Below are 16,237 nucleotides of genomic sequence, written 5' to 3'. Positions count from 1 at the left end.
GTTCAAAGGGTGAGGCGCGCGATGGTGGCGCCGTACTGGTCCACCGGGCCGAGGGTGTAGCCGTCGGCGAGGGAGACGTATTTGACGAATTTGCCGATGATGCCGCGGCACTCGCCCTTGCATTCGGTCGCGGTGGTGACACCCGTCGTCGTCGACTTTTCGCTGCGGTACTCGTAGGGGAGGCCGGTGCCGCCGCTGAACTTCCAGCCGGTGACCTCGAAGGCGGCGAATGACACCAGGCCGTAGATGGCGCCCGCGCCGGTTCCGGTCACCTTGTTGAAGACTGGAAGGAGGACGATCACCTTGCGGCCGGCGGCAATTTCGCTGGCCCATTTGTTGAGCTCGGTGGTGCAGTTGCCGGGGGCGTTGTTGCCGGGGTCGCTGCCGCCCTCGCTGACGGCCAGGTCGATGGTGCCGCCGCACTTGCCGGCGTCCTGGACCAGCCAGCCGAAGCCGCCCTGGACTGCGGCGCCGGACGGGCCGTAGTTGCAGTCGGCGTTCTGGTTCTTGCCGTGTTCCTGGAGGAGCTGGAGTGCGCCGCCGATGTTGTCCTTGACCTGGCAGATGGAGAACGCCAGGGGGAACGCGGTGCGGCCCGCTTTGGGGCTGCCCCACGCTGCCGAGGACCGGGCTCCCACCTCCTTGGAGGGGATGCCGATCGCGTTGGCGAAGAAGAGCGAGACAGAGTTGTCTTTCCCGCCGGTTTCCTTGGCGCTGGTGGTGACGCTGACCGTCCGGGCGGTCTTGTCCAGCTGGATGCTTTGGACCTTGCTCATGCCGTCCAAAGCGTTCTGGTTGGCGAGGCTCCCGGCGAGGGTGGACGTCGTCGAGCATTGTGCGTCCGTGGCGTCCCTGGCGCATTTTTGTGCCAGGGCGATGGCGGAGGCGTCCGCGCCGCTTTGCAGCTGCGCGCGTTCCGAGTAGATGACCCCGACGTCGACGGCGATGGCCGTGAAGCCGAGGAGCGTGACCAGGAGGAGGGCGACGATGACGCTGACGGCGCCTTTCTCCGCGTGGTCCTGGCCGCTTACCCGCCGCACAGCATGACTCCTTTGCCCGTCATCGGGAACGGCCCGGCGATGCCGGTGATGGTGGACAGGTTGTATTTGATGGTGAGGGTAACCTGGTTCCCCGTGCTGCAGGCCGTGGTGCTGAGGCTGATGTCTGAGGCCGGGATGGTGCTGACCGAGGCCGCAGCGTTTATCGCTGCAGTCTTGGCACCGGCCGGATCGTTGGCGATGGCCATGACCCGGACGCCGTCGCGCGCTGCGTTTGTGAGCGTGATCTGGGCGTTGTAGGCGCGGCCGAACTCGATGGTGCCCAGGACCAGCATCAGGAGGAGGGGCAACAGGATCGCGAATTCGACGGCGGCTGCTCCGCGCTCCGAATCGTTCGTCACCTGCTGCACCTCCTCCTGGGTTGCTGGTTGTACTTGGGCCTTGTTGGGGGTGCGGTTCCGATATGGGGGGGGGCCGGAACCGCCTCGGGGGAGGTTGTTAGCCTGCGGAACCGCTGGGTGCAGTAGTGGGCGCCGGGATCTTGGTTTCAACGTTGGTGAACATCTCGTTGAGGGTGCCACCCAGGGTGCTGACAGCGACGATGATGACGACGGCGATGAGGGCGACCATGATGCCGTATTCGACGGCCGTGGCGCCCTTTTCCTCGGTGCGGAGGCGGGCCATGAGGTTGGTGTAGAGAGAAAGCATTTGAGACTCCTGTGCGAGACGGATTGGCTGGTCCTGCACCAGCACTGAAACGAAGTTAGCAACCGGAATTGGCTCAAAAGCCGGACCTTGGAGCATCCTGCGCAAACGCTTTCACTCCCGCACTTATCCTGCGCTTTTGCTTGGTTTTCGCTGCGCTAACGCTGGGAATCCCTGGGGTGCGGGCACACAAACGGACCCCCTCGGTTCTGGGTGCCGAGGGGGTCCGGTCTATGGGGCGTCGTTTGACGCATATGTCCGCCGAAGGTTTAAGTGAAGGCCTCGACGATCTTGATGGCCGCTGGCCCGAGGAGAACGATAAACAGCACGGGGAAGATGCAGAGGAGTAGCGGAAAGAGTACCTTCACTGGGAGCTTCATCGCCTTCTCCTCAGCACGTTGGCGACGCTTGACTCTGGCCTGCTTGGCCTGGGTGCGGAGGACTTTGGCAATTCCAATCCCATACTTGTCAGCCTGGATTACGGCCCTAACGAAACTGCGCAAGTCTTGAACCGATGAGCGATCGGCGAGGGCCTGGTATGCCTCCTGCCGTGGCCGCCCCACCTGCAGGTCTTGAAGGGTACGCATTAGTTCCTGCGCAAGTGGACCTCCGCCGTAGCCACCGGCCCTGGCCATGGCCGCCTCAAACCCAAGCCCAGCCTCGACCGATATGAGCAATTGGTCCAAAGTATTGGGCAGCTCAAGCTCAATGTCCTTCTGGCGCTTGACCCCCTTGTTGTAGACCAACAGGTCGGGGAGGAAGTAGAGGAAGACCGAGAGGAAGAGCCCTAAAGCCATTACTTGCGGTGAAGGGGATCGGGCGAACATTAGGAGACCAAGAATCGCACCAGTGAGGGCGAGTAGTGGTTTTGCAATAATTAGGCGTTCCAACGGCAGTGATGCGGGCCGTCCAGCGAGTGACAACCAGCGATCCAACTTTGCCTCGTAGCCCGTCGGTGTCAGACGCTTGGATAGGTCAAGAAGCGCCGGTGGGCGTTGGATGGCGGCGCCACCCTCGTGCGTAAATCCCTGGGTCAAGTTTGTCTGCACTGCAAGTGCCGCTTTGCGGTCAGTCGTAAACAGTGCCCAGATCAGGTAGGCCATGGGAAGCACTACCAGCGATATGAACAGCAACGCTAACGGTGTCATCGTGTCCCCCTAGAACTTGATCTTTACAACGCGGCTCATCCAAAAGCCGCCCACGGCGAACATGACCATCGCGGCCACCAGCTGTACCAGCCCCAAAGGATGCTCCACGAAGACATTGAGGTAGCCCGGATTGATGAAGGCCAGGATGATGGCCACACCTACTGGCATTGCCATCAGAACGTATGCCGACATCTTTCCTTCGGCGCTGAGTGACCTTACTTGCCCCTTGATTTCACTTCGCTCACGTATTGTTCCCGCAACCTGCTCAAGTACTTCCGCCAGGTCACCGCCGACTTCGCGGTTGATCTGGATTGCCTGGGATATCCAACGAAAGTCCTCGCTGTCCATCCGGTCGGCAACGTCGTCAAGGGCCAAACGCGGATCCTTGCCGATCCGGGTCTCGTTGACTATGCGGAGGAGCTCTTCAGATGTTGGTGCGTCAGCCTCCTGGGCGGCAGCCTCAATCGAGCGGAGGATGCTGTGGCCCACCCTTAGTCCGCCAATCAGCATTTGAATTGTGTCGGTCAACTGGGCCTCAAACTTCGCCCGGCGCTTGTCGCGCAGAACGGTCAGCGCCAACTTGGCAAGGAAAGGGGTGGCTACCCCAGCCAAAAGTCCCAAGAACGGGTGGGTCAGAAGTGCCACAAAGGCGGCCAGCAGAATGGAGGCTATCGAAACCCCTACCGTAAAGTCTGCAGGCGCCATTTTGACCCCGGCGTTGTACAGTACCTCGCGGTTGTAGGGGCCCCCGGACTGTCCGATGACGTTTTCCATCGCATGGACCGCTGATTGCGAAACCCTGGCAACAGCGGATGTGTCTTGCTGGATACCCAGTCGGCGCCGTTCCAGGGGAATGGAGCCGAACTTTGGCCTGAAGACGACGAAGAACACAAGAACTATTGCGGACAGGCAAAGTGCTACCGCAAGCACGAAAACGATGGGCGATTCCACGATCATCGCCGTCCTGCCGGAGCCAAGCCAGCACCGAAGACCGCCGGTGATACAGCGATGCCAAGGTCGGCGAACCGATCCAGGAAGCGGGGGCGAATACCTGTGGCTATGGGCTTGCCGAGGAACCGGCCCTGGGCATCCACGCCGGCTGAGTAGTCGAACAGGAAGGCATCCTGCAACGTGACGATATCTCCTTCCATGCCCTGCACCTCGGTCACGTGCGTCACACGCCGGCTGCCGTCTCGAAGGCGGGTTACCTGGATGATTAAGTCCACTGCCGATGACACCTGTTCCCGGATTGCCCGGAGAGGGAGGTCCATACCCGCCATGAGAACCAGGGTCTCCAGCCGTGCGACCGCATCTCTCGGCGAGTTTGCATGGACTGTGGACAATGAACCGTCGTGGCCAGTGTTCATGGCCTGCAGCATGTCCAGGCATTCCCCGCTGCGGACTTCACCGACAATGATTCGGTCAGGCCGCATGCGGAGGGAATTGCGCACGAGTTCACGGATTGACACGGCGCCTTTTCCCTCGATGTTGGGTGGACGGCTTTCCAGGCGGACAACATGCTCCTGCTGCAGTTGCAGTTCAACTGCATCCTCGATGGTGACGATACGGTCATCCGGTGGGATGAACGAGGAGAGCACGTTGAGCAAGGTGGTTTTGCCGGTGCCTGTACCGCCCGAGACGATGATGTTCAAGCGCGCGCGTACGCAGGCGCTCAGTAACTCTGCCATTTCAGGAGTTAGCGAACCCCAGTCAATGAGGTTTTGTACGGTCAGTGGAACCTTGCTGAACTTTCGGATGGTGAGCGAGGGTCCGTTGACTGCGAGCGGCGGAATGATTGCGTTAACTCTGGAACCGTCTTCCAGGCGAGCGTCCACCAGGGGTGACGATTCGTCAATCCGGCGGCCCACTTTGGAGACAATACGCTCTATAACCGTTCGAAGGTGGTCATCGGAACTGAACCGGATGCCGGTCAAAGTCAAGCGCCCGTGACGCTCGATGTAAATCTGATCGAAACGATTGACCATGATTTCAGTGACGGAAGGATCCTCAAGGAGCCGCTGCAGAGGGCCAAGGCCCATCACTTCGTCAGCAATTTCGCGAATCAGCCGGCGGCGCTCCTCCGGTGACAGCGGGACCTGCTCCTCATCGATGACCGCTGAAAGCTCCTCGACAGCAGAGCTACGAAGAGATTCTTCCGACGAGGCAGTGTCGCCAAAACGGGTACCCATCCGCTCAAAGAGAGCCTGGGCAGCCCTTTGCTTAAGGGCGGCCAGCGCATCGACAGCCGGTGCTGGGGCCACGGCCACCTGCCCTGCCGAACCCGATAGGGTCGGCGGAGGGGCAGCGGGCGGTGCAACTACCAGCGGTGCTGATGGTTCCTGTGCGCCTGCCGGTCCTGCTGTCTGTCCTGAGGCCGCTGGGCTGCCGCTATTTCGTGACAAACGATCCGAGAGTTTCATGACACCACCACCCGTCGGTGAAGTTTGGTTTGAGGTGAAGCGATCCATTGCGGGTCGAAACGGTCGACCAGCTTTTTCAGCCCTTTGGACGCAGAGTCCCGCACGTTGCTCTGCAGGATCGGTATTCCCCTGTTTGTGGAGAAAGGAAGGGTTCTTGAGCGGGGAATGACTGTGTCCACGGGAACCCCGATGGTCGCTTCAACGTCCTGTACGGAGATCCCACTTTTGCGGTCAGCAAAGTTCAATACCGTGTGGCGTCCCTGCGGAAGAAGCTGGAGTTCCCGCAGAACGGCGAAACTCTTGTGCAGCCCTCGGATGCTTGGTACATCCATGCCGCAGACCCATACACCGTCGGTGGCCAACTCAAGGGTTGCCAGGACGTGCTCGCCCAACCCAGGAGCAGTATCAACCACGACATACTTGAATTCGCTAGCGAGCTGGTTGATGAGCCGACTGACATGCTCTGCCGTTATGGAATCCGACTCTGCTGGAGACTTCGGCCCGCAAAGAGCATAGATGCCAGCCGGGTGCACTGTGAGGAATGCCTTCAAGACCATAGAGTCCTGGGAGGCGGCGCCGTGCACTGCATCTGTGATCGAGTGCTCCGGCTCCAGCAGAAGGCCGGAAGCAACATCACCGAACTGAAGGTCCAAATCCACGAGCACCACACCCATTGGGGCTACTTTGCCCAGCCCGATGGCCAGATTGGTAGCGACGGTGGTCTTACCCACGCCACCCTTCGGGGACATAACTGCTATAACCCGACCGCGGTCCTGTGAGCTTTCAGCTGCCGGAGCCATCCCTCGGCGCCGGCTTGCGGCCGCCAGGCACGCGCGTTCTAGAAGGACCCTCAGCTCACTGAGGCCAATCTCCGACGTCACCACGTCCCGGATACCGGCATGCATCGCGCGGAGCACCAGTTCCGGATTTGGCTCTGCGATCAGGACAAGGCTGATTTCCGGATACTGCAGGTCAAATACGGTGGCAAGCTTCAAGGCGTCGTCTGGCAAGACTCCGGGTCCGAGGATGAGAACTTCGGGAGGTGCGCCACTGAGCTGCTTGAAGACATCGTCTGGTCCGCCTGTCATGACATCCGGCGAGAGAGTCTGCAGTTCGCCATGGAGTGCACCTGTGATTGCCTGGCGTATACGGCTTTCGAAATCGCGTACTGCTGTGACGGCTACAAAACGGCTCATCAGTACAGCCCGCCGAATGTTGTGACAGGGGGATCTGTTTTCGCGGTCTTGTCGGTCTGCTTGGCGAGCCACAGTGTTCCGAACTCGGCCCCGAAAACCATCTTCGCGGCATCAGCGTCGCTGCGGGCTACGGTAACAAACGCGGAGCCGTTGGGCATCTCCACCTCATTTTCGGAGCCGTTGGAACCTGAACTGCTCTTGGTATCAGGTGCTGCCTTTTGTACGGCGGTCACCAGGACGTCGTGGAAGAGCAAGCCAGTGGACTGTTTCCAGCCACGGAGCTCCGCGGGGACTGAGGCGTCCGCCGGAATTTGTTCCTCAGTCTCGAAAGAGGAATAGACGGTTACGGTGTCGCCGGCTTCAAGTCGACCACCCAGGAGTCGTTCAGGGGTTAGCAGGAACGTCACTTCCTCCATGCCTTCAGGGACGGGTACTGTGCCGGGGACAAGATCGCGGGGGTCAACCAGACGTGCTGCAAGCAGTTGCTCGCCCGGTTCCAGTCCGACCGCGGTTACCTTCCCCTCCTGCTCATCCAGGGTGGCCAGTGCACCTTCCGGTACTGCTGACTTAGGCAACGACTCTGAGCGGATTTTGCCGGCAAGGTCGGAAGCCTTGGTACCTGCCGGCACTTGCTCTGTAACAACCAGGACGTTCACAGGTTCGAGGCCGGCCTGGGCTCGGGCGGACGCGCCCTGTACGTACACGAAAAGGAGAACAGCTCCAACTACTGCCAGCAGTAATGCAGCCAAGCCTCCCAGTAGGCGTGATTTCACTTCAATTGCTCCTTCATTGACGTGGCAAGCGAGACGTAGTCCTGCTCGGTTACTTCGTTAGGGACACCGAGCTCGCCCCGAAATTGGGACCGTCCCCGGTGATGATGCCGCTCTCTTCGAGAGAGACGAAACGGGCAAAGTAGCCCTGAAGTCCCCTGCAGTTGCCCGTACAGCTTGGGGCGGCAGGATCTACGTGGGTCAAAGCTGGACCGCCAAACTTGTAGCCCGTGACCTGGAACGCGGCGAAGCCGACGAGGGTGTAGACAGTGTTTTCGCCGCCGTCGGTCGCGGTATCAAACAGAGGAACCAGAGCGGGCTGATCCATGATGGTGGCGAGGATGGCGTCGCACTCCGCTGCTGTTGGAAAGTGATTGCCCGGTTGTCCTTCCACAGTTGCGTCTATGTCGATGTCAGCTGCACAACCTGAGTCCGTCTCCAGCCATCCAAACCCACCGGGCTGGTAGCCGTTTTGATCGGCACAGCCCGGGTAATCTGGGGCGTTTTCGTCGTACCTCAGCAGTATGTGTGTTGCGGTGGGATCACCCGTGAAGTTTCCCGTGGAATCCAACTCAGCGAGCTGGCTTGAGGTGAGGTACTTTCGGAATACACACTCACTGACTGTCCAGGGGAGAGTGGAACCCGACGATGGGGGACCCCAGGAGGCTTCTGCGGCGGCTGTGATTTGGCTTGTATCGAAGCCCATCACCCTCGCAAAAAAGAGGGAGAAATGGTCAGCGCCCGTAGCTGCCTCCCGCGCGTTCGTCTCTACACGTACGGTCGTCGGGTTGGGTTGAGTGACTGAGAAGACTCCGGTGGAGCCGTCATTCGCATTTTCGTCTGCCAGCCGGTTCACGGGTGCAGCCATGGCTGTTGCGCAATCGAGACCCTTGGCACAGTCGCCGGCGATAGCTAGGGCAGTTGCATCGGCGCCGTTCTGAATTTGTGCTTTCTCTGCGTACATTGCCCCGACATCCACGGCCACTGCAGCGCAGCCGAGCAGCGCCACCATTAGCACGGCGACCATGATTGTAGCTGCGCCCCTCTGGGAGTCATTCGTTGTGGCCAAAGTCTTCCTGCCGAAAGGAAGACGCCGCGTCAGCCGCCGCATCTCATTACCCCTACTCCTGTCATGGACAACGGAAAAATGCCTGGCGCCCCAAAGAAGCCGGCATCGAGAAAACCTGTCAAAGAGGGCAGCGAGACGCTCGTCGTTACCTGTACGTCTGAACCTGAAGAGCAGCTGCTGGCATTGTCGGTTACTGATACCCCGAGGCCGGACAGTGCTGGCGCCGCCGCCAAGGCTGTCGCTTGGACATCCAGGCCAGCGTCGGCATGATGGATGGCGGCATAACGGGCTCCCTCGCGGGCAGCTTGTGTCAGGGACACCTGGACGTTATAGACCCTGCCGAACTCGATGATTCCTAGAAGTATCAGCAACAGCAGCGGGAGGACGATCGCCATCTCCACCGCTACGGCGCCTCTTTCCTTCCCTGATAAGTTCATAGCCTCTCCCAGCGTGTCCCAGAAAGATTGGTAAATGGTGATGGCCGTGGCAGTGCTGGCGGGTCACTGCCACGGCTGATGCCGCTTTAAAGGGCGGTTGAAACGGATGTGAAGAGAGCCGCGATCTGGGGGCCGAGGATGATGACGGCTGCCATGACCAGGACTGCAATGAAAGCGACCATGATTCCGTACTCGACCATCGTGGCGCCTTTTTCCTCCGAACTGAGGCGGGCTTTGGCTGTGTGGAGAACGGATGTAAGAGTGGCAATGAAGGCGTTCATGTCTGATTCCTTTCGCAAATCGCTGAAGGCACTTGATGCACCTGGAGCGGCGGAGGCGGTACACCGCCCCCGCCGGCAGGTACTAGAGAGCGGTCGAGACCCGGGTGAACAGTGCGGCGATCTGCGGTCCGAGGATGATGACGGCTGCCATAACCAGGACTGCGATGAAGGCGACCATGATGCCGTATTCGACCATCGTTGCGCCCTTCTCTTCGCGGGTGAAACGATCCTTGACGCCGGCGATAAAAGCAGTCATCGAGACCATAAGAGAAGTCATTGTAGTTTCCTTAATTCGGTGAAATGGATAGATATTGATTTCAACGAATTTCCAGCTGCCCCCATAGTTCTTTAGCGGCTGGACTTCGCTAAGAAAAGATTGTCATTCGGGGAAGTAGGCAACAATGAGTAGCAGTACTCGACTTTTTTATAGCGGATGAAAACTACGTACTTAAAACAAGGGGGCAGTACTCAGCGAGAGGAGCGGCTACGCGACCGACTACTTGGATCGTGTGCTAAAGATGCCACGGGGTCGAGTTAGTGCGGCTACGGCATGAAGAAGGCGACGGCGCCGACGGCGCCAAGCATGGTAGGTCCGTGGGCCACTTCTGTCGGGCTTTTTTGGCCTTTTCTGCTGAGCAGGGAGACGGTGACAATGCCATTGAGGATGAACCCCAAGAGGGCTCCATAGAGCACCTGGGTCCAGCCTAGGTACCCGAGGTACAGGCCAACGGGAGCTGCGAGCTTTACGTCGCCCATTCCAATACCTCCGGGCGAAATCAGCCCCAAAACAAGGTAGCCGGCAAACAGAATCAGTGCCCCAAGCGCCGCGCGCAGCAGATCGTCAGCCTGCTGAGTGAATATTCCCGGTGCTAAAAGCAGTAGAAGGCCGCCGGCGAGCAGTGCTAGTACCAGCGGGTTGGGCAGCAAATGATGTTCGATGTCAATCCGCGCCAGCTGTACCCCTAAAACAGCAAGCAATATAAACGCCGGCAGTCCGGCTCCAATTCCAAACCGAAAAGTAAAGGCGGCGCACGCGAACCCGGTGATAACCGCCGTCGTGATTCGCGTGAGAGGGGTGGGCATGCCGCCCAGCCGTGGAAGTAGCTTTGCTATGAGCACCTCGGCAACCGGAGAGAGGGCGATGCCCAGGAGCCCGATGCCGGCGACAACGAGCCAGCCGGCTGAACCGTCGTAACCTGTTCCCAGCATCGCGACCCCCTGCGTTCGTCAGGCCGGCGGACCTGAGGTTCCGTCCGGCTACCCCATTTTGACCCTGAACCCCCTGACGCGCTAATCTTGGTAGTCGTTGTGCGTGTCCTATTCCGATGGTGCGTGCCCGCTTGAGAATCCGGTTGCAGGATGACTACTCAACGGACACATTCGGAACCACAGGATGACTGGTTACATAGAGCCCTCACCTCTGTTCCGGTAGCGCGCAGACAGTAGGTGCACGAGCTAGTGACACCTAAACAAGAACGCCAGAACAAGAACGAGGCAAACACCGTGCGTACGTACACCCCGAAGCCCGGCGATATCAACCGCCAGTGGCACGTCATTGACGCCACAGACGTTGTCCTTGGTCGTCTTGCAAGCCAGACCGCAATCCTGCTGCGCGGCAAGCACAAGGCCACCTATGCATCCCACATGGACATGGGCGACTTCGTCATCATCATCAACGCTGAAAAGGTAGCCCTGACCGGCGCCAAGCTGGAACAGAAGCGTGCTTACCGCCACTCCGGCTACCCGGGCGGTCTGACCTCCGTCAACTACGCGGAACTGCTGGAATCCAACCCGGTCCGCGCCGTGGAGAAGGCCATCAAGGGCATGCTCCCGAAGAACTCCCTGGCTGCTCAGCAGCTCGGCAAGCTGAAGGTGTACCGCGGTGCTGAGCACCCCCACGCCGCCCAGCAGCCCAAGACTTTCGAAATCACCCAGGTCGCCCAGTAGTCCTGGCCACCAAACAACTTACTTAATACAAGGAGAATCGTGGCTCAGAACGAAGAACTGACCACCGAGGCCGTTGAGGCCGAGGAAAACCTGACCAGCTACACCTCTGAGAGCTCGGCTGCCGAAGCTGCTCCCAAGAAGGAGCGCCCGGCCCTGACCGTTGCCGGCGCAGCTGTTGGCCGCCGCAAGGAAGCCGTTGCACGCGTCCGCGTCGTGCCCGGCACCGGCAAGTGGACCATCAATGGCCGCGAGCTGGCGAACTACTTCCCGAACAAGCTGCACCAGCAGGACGTCAACGAGCCCTTCAAGATCCTTGATCTCGAAGGCGCCTACGACGTCATCGCCCGCATCCACGGCGGCGGCATCTCCGGCCAGGCCGGCGCCCTGCGCCTCGGCATCGCCCGTTCGCTGAATGAGATCGACGTCGAGAACAACCGCGCCACGCTGAAGAAGGCCGGTTACCTGTCCCGCGACGCCCGTGTCATCGAACGTAAGAAGGCCGGTCTCAAGAAGGCCCGCAAGGCTCAGCAGTACTCCAAGCGCTAATCCCGCTTGCACAGAAGCCCGTCCCGCCCTTTGGCGGGGCGGGTTTTTGCATTACGGCTACTGGGTGAGGTCGTACGACTCCATGCCGTCAACACGGTCTGCTCGATGAGTCTCCCTTACCCACTTCACGATCTTCGCGGATTCCCCTTGCCCTTCCTGCGTCAGTGTTGGAAGGTTTCCTATGAGCAGGGCACCCACCCGTCCCTCAGCAACCCACTGTTGAAAGACGCTTAAAGTGGGGTAGGGGTCTGTCCCATCCCACCCGCCGATTGGTAATACGCTACGTTGGCTGGCTAGCTGGAGGTTTGCGGCCGTCTGGGCCCCCACGGTGGCAGCAGGCCATGTGAGGCTTTCAGGTGCATCCTCAAGTTGCTCAACGATGCCAGGCGGAGCCTCGTCTCCGTAGACCAAAACGGCGACACCGGGAGGCAAGTCCACGGGCCAATCAACCCGATTTGGGTGATCGGACCGGATGCCGAAAATACTTGGTCCAGCGATAACGCCCGCTCCTACGTGCGGATTAATAACAGTATTGACGGACCACAGCAGTGGCACGATGAGTATGGCGGCCAAGAGGAAACCAACGGATATTTTTCTCATGGTTATATTTGGAGGCGGGAGTACCTGAAGTGCCAGAATTATTCCTCCCGTACACGCAATCAACAGAGGTAAGCCCGGAAATTCCTGCACCGAACGGCTCGCAGTGATAAAAGCAAGCAAGAGCGATGACGCGAATGTGAAAGCAAGGGCAAGGCGAAAGCGCAGAATATTTGAACGGTGCGCGAGATATAGAATGGTGATTGCCGCGAGGATCGAAAGTGGTGGTACCGCAGTAAGCGAGTAGTAAGGGTGAAGGATTCCTGACATATATGCCACTACGCCACAAGCCGATACGAGCCAAACACTCGAGAATAGTAAGAGTGCATTTTTGCTTGTGGCACCTCTTCGAGTGCAGATGTAGACAACCGTAAGTATCAGTCCTGCTACTGCAAAGGGAATAAACCAGCCAAATTGACCCGAAAACTGAGGCTGGAGGAAACGCGTGATCCCTGGTTCTGGGTTTTCGGCGAGCCTTGCGGCGGAACCGGACAGCGTACGCGTGGCGTCTTCGCCCGTCAGCCGTCCTAAACCGTTGTACCCAAGGGCAAGTTCCAGGGAGCTGTTGCCCCTGGAACCGCCTATAAACGGTCGGGAGGAGGGATCCGTAAGTTGCACGGCCAGTAGCCAGGAACCACCGATGCCCATCGCCGCCAGTCCCGCGAGTGTCAGATGTAGCAGGCGCCTTAGCCAGGCTTCTTGGGCAAATGCTAAGTATGTGGCCACCAACGCCGGGATGACAAGGCAAATCTGCAGTTGCTTCGTCAGGAATCCTGCTCCCACCAAAACACCCGCGAGAATCAGCCAGACAGGGCGTTTCGCGTCGATCGCTTTGAGCACAGACAGTGCGATGCCCACCATAATCAGGACCAATAGGGCATCCGGGTTGTTATACCGGAACATAACCGTGCTCACGGGTGTCACCGCCATGAGGGTAGCCGCCAGAAGGCCGGCAGCTGCTCCGAACCGTTTGCGGACTGAAATGTAAAGCAGAAATGCCGTTAGAACACCCATGAACGCCTGTGGAAGCAGGATGCTCCAGCTGTTCAGCCCGAATAGGCGGGCCGATAGTGCCATGACCCAAATACTCAGGGGTGGCTTGTCGACAGTTATAGCGTTCCCAGGGTCAGAGGAACCGTAAAAAAAGGCGGTCCAGTCCTCCGCTCCAGACATCACCGCGGCGGAGTAATAGGCGTTCGCCCATCCGTTTACGCCCAAGTTCCAGCAGTATAGAAGGCCCGTCAGCAGCAGGAGCGACAGAAGCGCTGGACGCTCCCAGCGAGGCTGGGATGATGGGCCGACAAGCAAACTCTTGACCCTAGCGTGGGCTTTCAGGAGTATCCTCTGTGGCTTAGCCGTCGCAATCGTCACGGACTGGCTCAACGTGCCGCCCCGCGGACTGCTTGAACGGCGAGGACCGTTACCCGTTCGGTGTTCTGACGTACCTTGAACACCCATAGCCGGAGGAGTACGAAGCGCATGAGGGTAGCGAGAATGTTGGCCGCGGTAAGGATCAGCAGCTCCAGGTTTGGCGTGGAGTCAGGATAGGCCGCGTGCAGTACCAAAAGCGAGGAGGAAGTGATGCTCCAAGCCAGCAGGAAGACTATGAGGCCTTGCAATTGCTGTGTGAAGAGTCTTTCCGGGCCTCTGATGCCAAACGTGAACCTTCGGTTGGCCGCTGTATTACCGAGCGCGGTCATGAGCAGTGCCAGGAAGTTTGCTTCCTGCGCTCCGAAAGGGCCTTGAAGAATTAGGTACAGCAGGGCGAAGGCCAACGTCGAGAAGACCCCCACCACGCCAAAGCGCAGCACCTGACCAAAGAAGCTGGGCCGGTCGGCAGGCACGATTGGCCGCCGTCCCAATTCGGCGTAAATGGCTTGCACCGGGATCACGCCATTGACTAGCGACCCGGCAACCCGGACCATACCGCGCAAGTCGTCCAACGCAGTCTGCTTTATATCGACACTGCTGTCCGGATCATCCACCCAGTCCACAGGAATTTCATGAATACGAAGACCGGAGCGTTCGGCGATGATCAGCAGCTCCGTGTCAAAGAACCAGCCGTTGTCCTCCACGTGCGGGAGGAGACGTTTGGCTACGTCCGCCCGAATTGCTTTGAAGCCGCACTGGGCGTCGGAAAAGCGCACCTGCATGGTCCGGCGGAGGAGGAAATTGTATGACCGGGAAATAAGCTCACGCTTTGGACCGCGGATTACCCGCGAGTTTTGGCCTAGCCGGGTGCCAATGGAAATGTCGGAATGTCCAGAAAGCAAAGGTGCGACCAACGGCGGCAGGGCAGCAAGATCCGTGGACAGGTCAACATCTAGGTAGGCCAGGACTTTTGCCTCCGAAGCGCCCCACGCATCTCTCAGGGCGAGCCCGCGGCCTTTGACCTCAAGCCGGCGGTAACTGACGTTCGGCATATGCTCGCTGAGTCGAGCGGCAATCACCGGAGTCCGGTCGGTGCTTGCATTATCGGCGATGGTAATTCTCCACGTCGATGGCATTTCATGCGTCAGATATTCGGCGAGCCTTGTGATGCTTCTTTCGAGTACCGCTTCTTCGTTGTAGACCGGTACTACAATTTCGAGCGCCAAGCCCCCATAGCTAGGTGTCATGCATGGATCGTAGGGGTGGTGAAATCGGCATAGCGAGGCTTTTCGCCAAAGACAGGTAGGCCTGGCGCAAATCAAGTAGTCCAGCGGGGAGCACCTTCGATGGGGTAGGTACACGCCGCAGGTAGCTTGGGTGAATGACCAGATCAGCTGAAGCCCTTGTCAGTTGCCCTGACGCCGGGGGGAGAAGCCTGAAAGGAAGGCGTCCCGCCACTCTCTCTCCATTGAATTGCGGGGGAGGACAGGCCTGTAGATCAGGTACTGGTTACCCGGGTTTTCTGGGCGAACTGCCAATAAGTTGAGTCCATGGGGGACATCAGCGAATCAAGCGGAACTTCGCGCTTTACGGCGCTTGACGGACTTCGTGGGCTCTCTGCCTTGGTCGTATTAATTCATCACTGCCTTCTTGTTTCACCTTTGCTTGCCGTAGCGGTTAACACTGATGGGACTGGCACATTTGAACCGTGGGTCTGGTGGGTTACGTTCACTCCCTTTCATCTGTTCTGGGCTGGCCATGAAGCGGTTTATGTCTTTTTCATCCTGTCAGGGTTCGTTCTGACCCTTCCGTTCACGGGTCCTGCTCAGCCAAACTGGGAAGCATACTTCCCCAGGCGACTCATAAGGATTTACCTGCCCGTCTGGGTTTCCTTGTGTATTGCGTTAGTGACGGTGTGGGTTGTTCCGCGAGTAAGCAGCCTAGAGCTAAGTTCTTGGGTTAACTCGCATGACGAAGTGCACGACCCCATGGGCGACGCTTTCCTCCTGGGCGGTACAGGGGCCTTGAACTCGCCCCTCTGGTCGCTTCAGTGGGAGATGATCTTTTCCCTGCTACTGCCGTTATATGTGGCGGCAGGAAGAAGATTTCGTCGATGGTGGCCGTTGGTTGCCGCAATGCTGGTTGTGGTTATCGCTGCGGGAAATATCATGTATCTGGCCGTTCCCGTGTACATGCCGATGTTCGGCGTTGGTGTCTTGATGGCGTGGGGGCGCGAGGATCTGCACAGGTGGGCGGCCCGCCTTCGCCACGCACAATGGTTTGGCCTTTTGACCCTTGCGGGTATCTTGCTGTGCGCTCAATGGATCGCTTATCAGTCGCAAATTTACATCGCCCTGGCGACTGTCGGTGGTTCTTTATTGGTTTTTGCCTTCGTAGCATGGCCACCAACCATTCGTCTGGGTAATAGTCCTGTGCTCAGGTGGCTCGGAGGGCGGTCCTTCAGCTTGTATCTGATACATGAGCCTGTCGTCCTAGCCATTACGTTCGGTATGAAGTCGAGTGATGTTCTTCTGGTTGCGGTGTTTGGGATTCCAGTTTCATTGCTTGCAGCGGAGTTATTTTTCCGCCTCGTCGAGCAGCCCAGTCAGAAACTGGCCATCTCTGGGGGAAAGTTGTCGGAGTCTATGGGCCGTCGAGTCAAGAGTTTGGTGTGGAGGGGTTTCAGGCAAAGACTTCGGCAATCTGTGTCGTAGGGATTCGAGCCTCGGCTGCGCGTTCTTTCGTTGCATTC

The 16,237-nt window shown here is 58.9% G+C and carries 18 protein-coding genes; 3 read left to right on the top strand and 15 right to left on the bottom strand.

The features are described from left to right. Window positions 1-2: 2 nt before the first annotated feature. The 13 genes from ACJJV6_RS01755 to ACJJV6_RS01695 form a co-directional block, all read right to left on the bottom strand. Complete coding sequence (locus ACJJV6_RS01755; protein ID WP_407709796.1) at window positions 3-1,040, bottom strand: pilus assembly protein TadG-related protein; 1,038 nt, start codon at window positions 1,038-1,040, stop codon at window positions 3-5. Continuing rightward, window positions 1,028-1,399 (bottom strand): TadE/TadG family type IV pilus assembly protein, encoded by a 372-nt coding sequence (locus ACJJV6_RS01750; RefSeq protein WP_407709795.1) that lies wholly within the window; start codon window positions 1,397-1,399, stop codon window positions 1,028-1,030. Before ACJJV6_RS01750 ends, ACJJV6_RS01755 begins: the two co-directional genes overlap by 13 nt. A 97-nt stretch (window positions 1,400-1,496) precedes the next feature. Beyond that, entirely contained in the window at window positions 1,497-1,706 is a 210-nt protein-coding gene (locus tag ACJJV6_RS01745) for a Flp family type IVb pilin (RefSeq protein ID WP_407709794.1), read from the bottom strand. Window positions 1,707-1,972: 266 nt separating this feature from the next. Then, window positions 1,973-2,851 carry a type II secretion system F family protein gene (locus ACJJV6_RS01740; protein ID WP_407709793.1) on the bottom strand — a complete coding sequence of 293 codons (879 nt, stop codon included), beginning with the start codon at window positions 2,849-2,851 and terminating at the stop codon, window positions 1,973-1,975. Window positions 2,852-2,860: 9 nt separating this feature from the next. Then, on the bottom strand, window positions 2,861-3,808 hold the full coding sequence (locus tag ACJJV6_RS01735) for a type II secretion system F family protein (RefSeq protein ID WP_407709792.1): 948 nt from the start codon (window positions 3,806-3,808) through the stop codon (window positions 2,861-2,863). Then, window positions 3,805-5,271 (bottom strand): CpaF family protein, encoded by a 1,467-nt coding sequence (locus ACJJV6_RS01730; RefSeq protein WP_407709791.1) that lies wholly within the window; start codon window positions 5,269-5,271, stop codon window positions 3,805-3,807. Before ACJJV6_RS01730 ends, ACJJV6_RS01735 begins: the two co-directional genes overlap by 4 nt. Beyond that, complete coding sequence (locus ACJJV6_RS01725) at window positions 5,268-6,467, bottom strand: CpaE family protein (RefSeq protein WP_407709790.1); 1,200 nt, start codon at window positions 6,465-6,467, stop codon at window positions 5,268-5,270. Before ACJJV6_RS01725 ends, ACJJV6_RS01730 begins: the two co-directional genes overlap by 4 nt. Beyond that, window positions 6,467-7,042: a Flp pilus assembly protein CpaB gene (locus tag ACJJV6_RS01720; protein WP_407709789.1), complete on the bottom strand. Its 576-nt coding sequence runs from the start codon at window positions 7,040-7,042 to the stop codon at window positions 6,467-6,469. Before ACJJV6_RS01720 ends, ACJJV6_RS01725 begins: the two co-directional genes overlap by 1 nt. A gap of 247 nt (window positions 7,043-7,289) precedes the next feature. Beyond that, window positions 7,290-8,306, bottom strand: a complete 1,017-nt coding sequence (locus ACJJV6_RS01715; protein WP_407709788.1) for a pilus assembly protein TadG-related protein — start codon at window positions 8,304-8,306, stop codon at window positions 7,290-7,292. A 29-nt stretch (window positions 8,307-8,335) separates the two neighbouring features. Next, window positions 8,336-8,743, bottom strand: a complete 408-nt coding sequence (locus ACJJV6_RS01710; RefSeq protein WP_407709787.1) for a TadE/TadG family type IV pilus assembly protein — start codon at window positions 8,741-8,743, stop codon at window positions 8,336-8,338. A gap of 86 nt (window positions 8,744-8,829) precedes the next feature. Further along, window positions 8,830-9,024, bottom strand: coding sequence for a Flp family type IVb pilin (locus tag ACJJV6_RS01705; protein WP_407709786.1), 195 nt, complete (start codon window positions 9,022-9,024; stop codon window positions 8,830-8,832). A gap of 82 nt (window positions 9,025-9,106) precedes the next feature. Continuing rightward, a complete protein-coding gene (locus ACJJV6_RS01700) occupies window positions 9,107-9,289 on the bottom strand; it encodes a Flp family type IVb pilin (protein ID WP_407710454.1) in 183 nt (60 codons plus the stop codon). Window positions 9,290-9,567: 278 nt separating this feature from the next. After that, entirely contained in the window at window positions 9,568-10,233 is a 666-nt protein-coding gene (locus ACJJV6_RS01695; protein WP_407709785.1) for a prepilin peptidase, read from the bottom strand. Window positions 10,234-10,527: 294 nt separating this feature from the next. Between ACJJV6_RS01695 and rplM the strand changes: the two genes are divergently transcribed. Both rplM and rpsI read left to right on the top strand, forming a co-directional pair. Then, window positions 10,528-10,971 (top strand): 50S ribosomal protein L13, encoded by a 444-nt coding sequence (gene rplM / locus ACJJV6_RS01690; RefSeq protein ID WP_009358699.1) that lies wholly within the window; start codon window positions 10,528-10,530, stop codon window positions 10,969-10,971. A 39-nt stretch (window positions 10,972-11,010) separates the two neighbouring features. After that, complete coding sequence (gene rpsI, locus ACJJV6_RS01685; protein WP_058266545.1) at window positions 11,011-11,517, top strand: 30S ribosomal protein S9; 507 nt, start codon at window positions 11,011-11,013, stop codon at window positions 11,515-11,517. Window positions 11,518-11,574: 57 nt separating this feature from the next. Here rpsI and ACJJV6_RS01680 read toward each other — a convergent pair whose 3' ends face one another. Together ACJJV6_RS01680 and ACJJV6_RS01675 are read right to left on the bottom strand one after the other, a co-directional pair. Next, window positions 11,575-13,332 (bottom strand): ArnT family glycosyltransferase, encoded by a 1,758-nt coding sequence (locus ACJJV6_RS01680; protein WP_407709784.1) that lies wholly within the window; start codon window positions 13,330-13,332, stop codon window positions 11,575-11,577. Between the two features lie 161 nt (window positions 13,333-13,493). Beyond that, window positions 13,494-14,732 (bottom strand): glycosyltransferase, encoded by a 1,239-nt coding sequence (locus ACJJV6_RS01675; protein WP_407709783.1) that lies wholly within the window; start codon window positions 14,730-14,732, stop codon window positions 13,494-13,496. A gap of 303 nt (window positions 14,733-15,035) precedes the next feature. Here ACJJV6_RS01675 and ACJJV6_RS01670 point away from each other — a divergent pair, with 303 nt between their 5' ends. Beyond that, a complete protein-coding gene (locus tag ACJJV6_RS01670) occupies window positions 15,036-16,199 on the top strand; it encodes an acyltransferase family protein (RefSeq protein ID WP_407709782.1) in 1,164 nt (387 codons plus the stop codon). The last annotated feature ends 38 nt before the right edge of the window (window positions 16,200-16,237 follow it).

Origin of the sequence: Arthrobacter nitrophenolicus (assembly GCF_045833485.1) — a bacterium.
Classification (GTDB): Bacteria; Actinomycetota; Actinomycetes; order Actinomycetales; family Micrococcaceae; genus Arthrobacter; species Arthrobacter nitrophenolicus.
This window is presented reverse-complemented; position numbering and strand designations above follow the sequence as displayed.

Bases quoted from the DNA above. Each gene is read 5' to 3' on its own strand.
- ACJJV6_RS01745 (WP_407709794.1), bottom strand. From the start codon at position 1,706: ATGCTTTCTCTCTACACCAACCTCATGGCCCGCCTCCGCACCGAGGAA.
- ACJJV6_RS01740 (WP_407709793.1), bottom strand. From the start codon at position 2,851: ATGACACCGTTAGCGTTGCTGTTCATATCGCTGGTAGTGCTTCCCATG.
- ACJJV6_RS01735 (WP_407709792.1), bottom strand. From the start codon at position 3,808: ATGATCGTGGAATCGCCCATCGTTTTCGTGCTTGCGGTAGCACTTTGC.
- ACJJV6_RS01730 (WP_407709791.1), bottom strand. From the start codon at position 5,271: ATGAAACTCTCGGATCGTTTGTCACGAAATAGCGGCAGCCCAGCGGCC.
- ACJJV6_RS01725 (WP_407709790.1), bottom strand. From the start codon at position 6,467: ATGAGCCGTTTTGTAGCCGTCACAGCAGTACGCGATTTCGAAAGCCGT.
- ACJJV6_RS01710 (WP_407709787.1), bottom strand. From the start codon at position 8,743: ATGAACTTATCAGGGAAGGAAAGAGGCGCCGTAGCGGTGGAGATGGCG.
- ACJJV6_RS01705 (WP_407709786.1), bottom strand. From the start codon at position 9,024: ATGAACGCCTTCATTGCCACTCTTACATCCGTTCTCCACACAGCCAAA.
- ACJJV6_RS01700 (WP_407710454.1), bottom strand. From the start codon at position 9,289: ATGGTCTCGATGACTGCTTTTATCGCCGGCGTCAAGGATCGTTTCACC.
- ACJJV6_RS01695 (WP_407709785.1), bottom strand. From the start codon at position 10,233: ATGCTGGGAACAGGTTACGACGGTTCAGCCGGCTGGCTCGTTGTCGCC.
- ACJJV6_RS01675 (WP_407709783.1), bottom strand. From the start codon at position 14,732: ATGACACCTAGCTATGGGGGCTTGGCGCTCGAAATTGTAGTACCGGTC.
- ACJJV6_RS01670 (WP_407709782.1), top strand. From the start codon at position 15,036: ATGGGGGACATCAGCGAATCAAGCGGAACTTCGCGCTTTACGGCGCTT.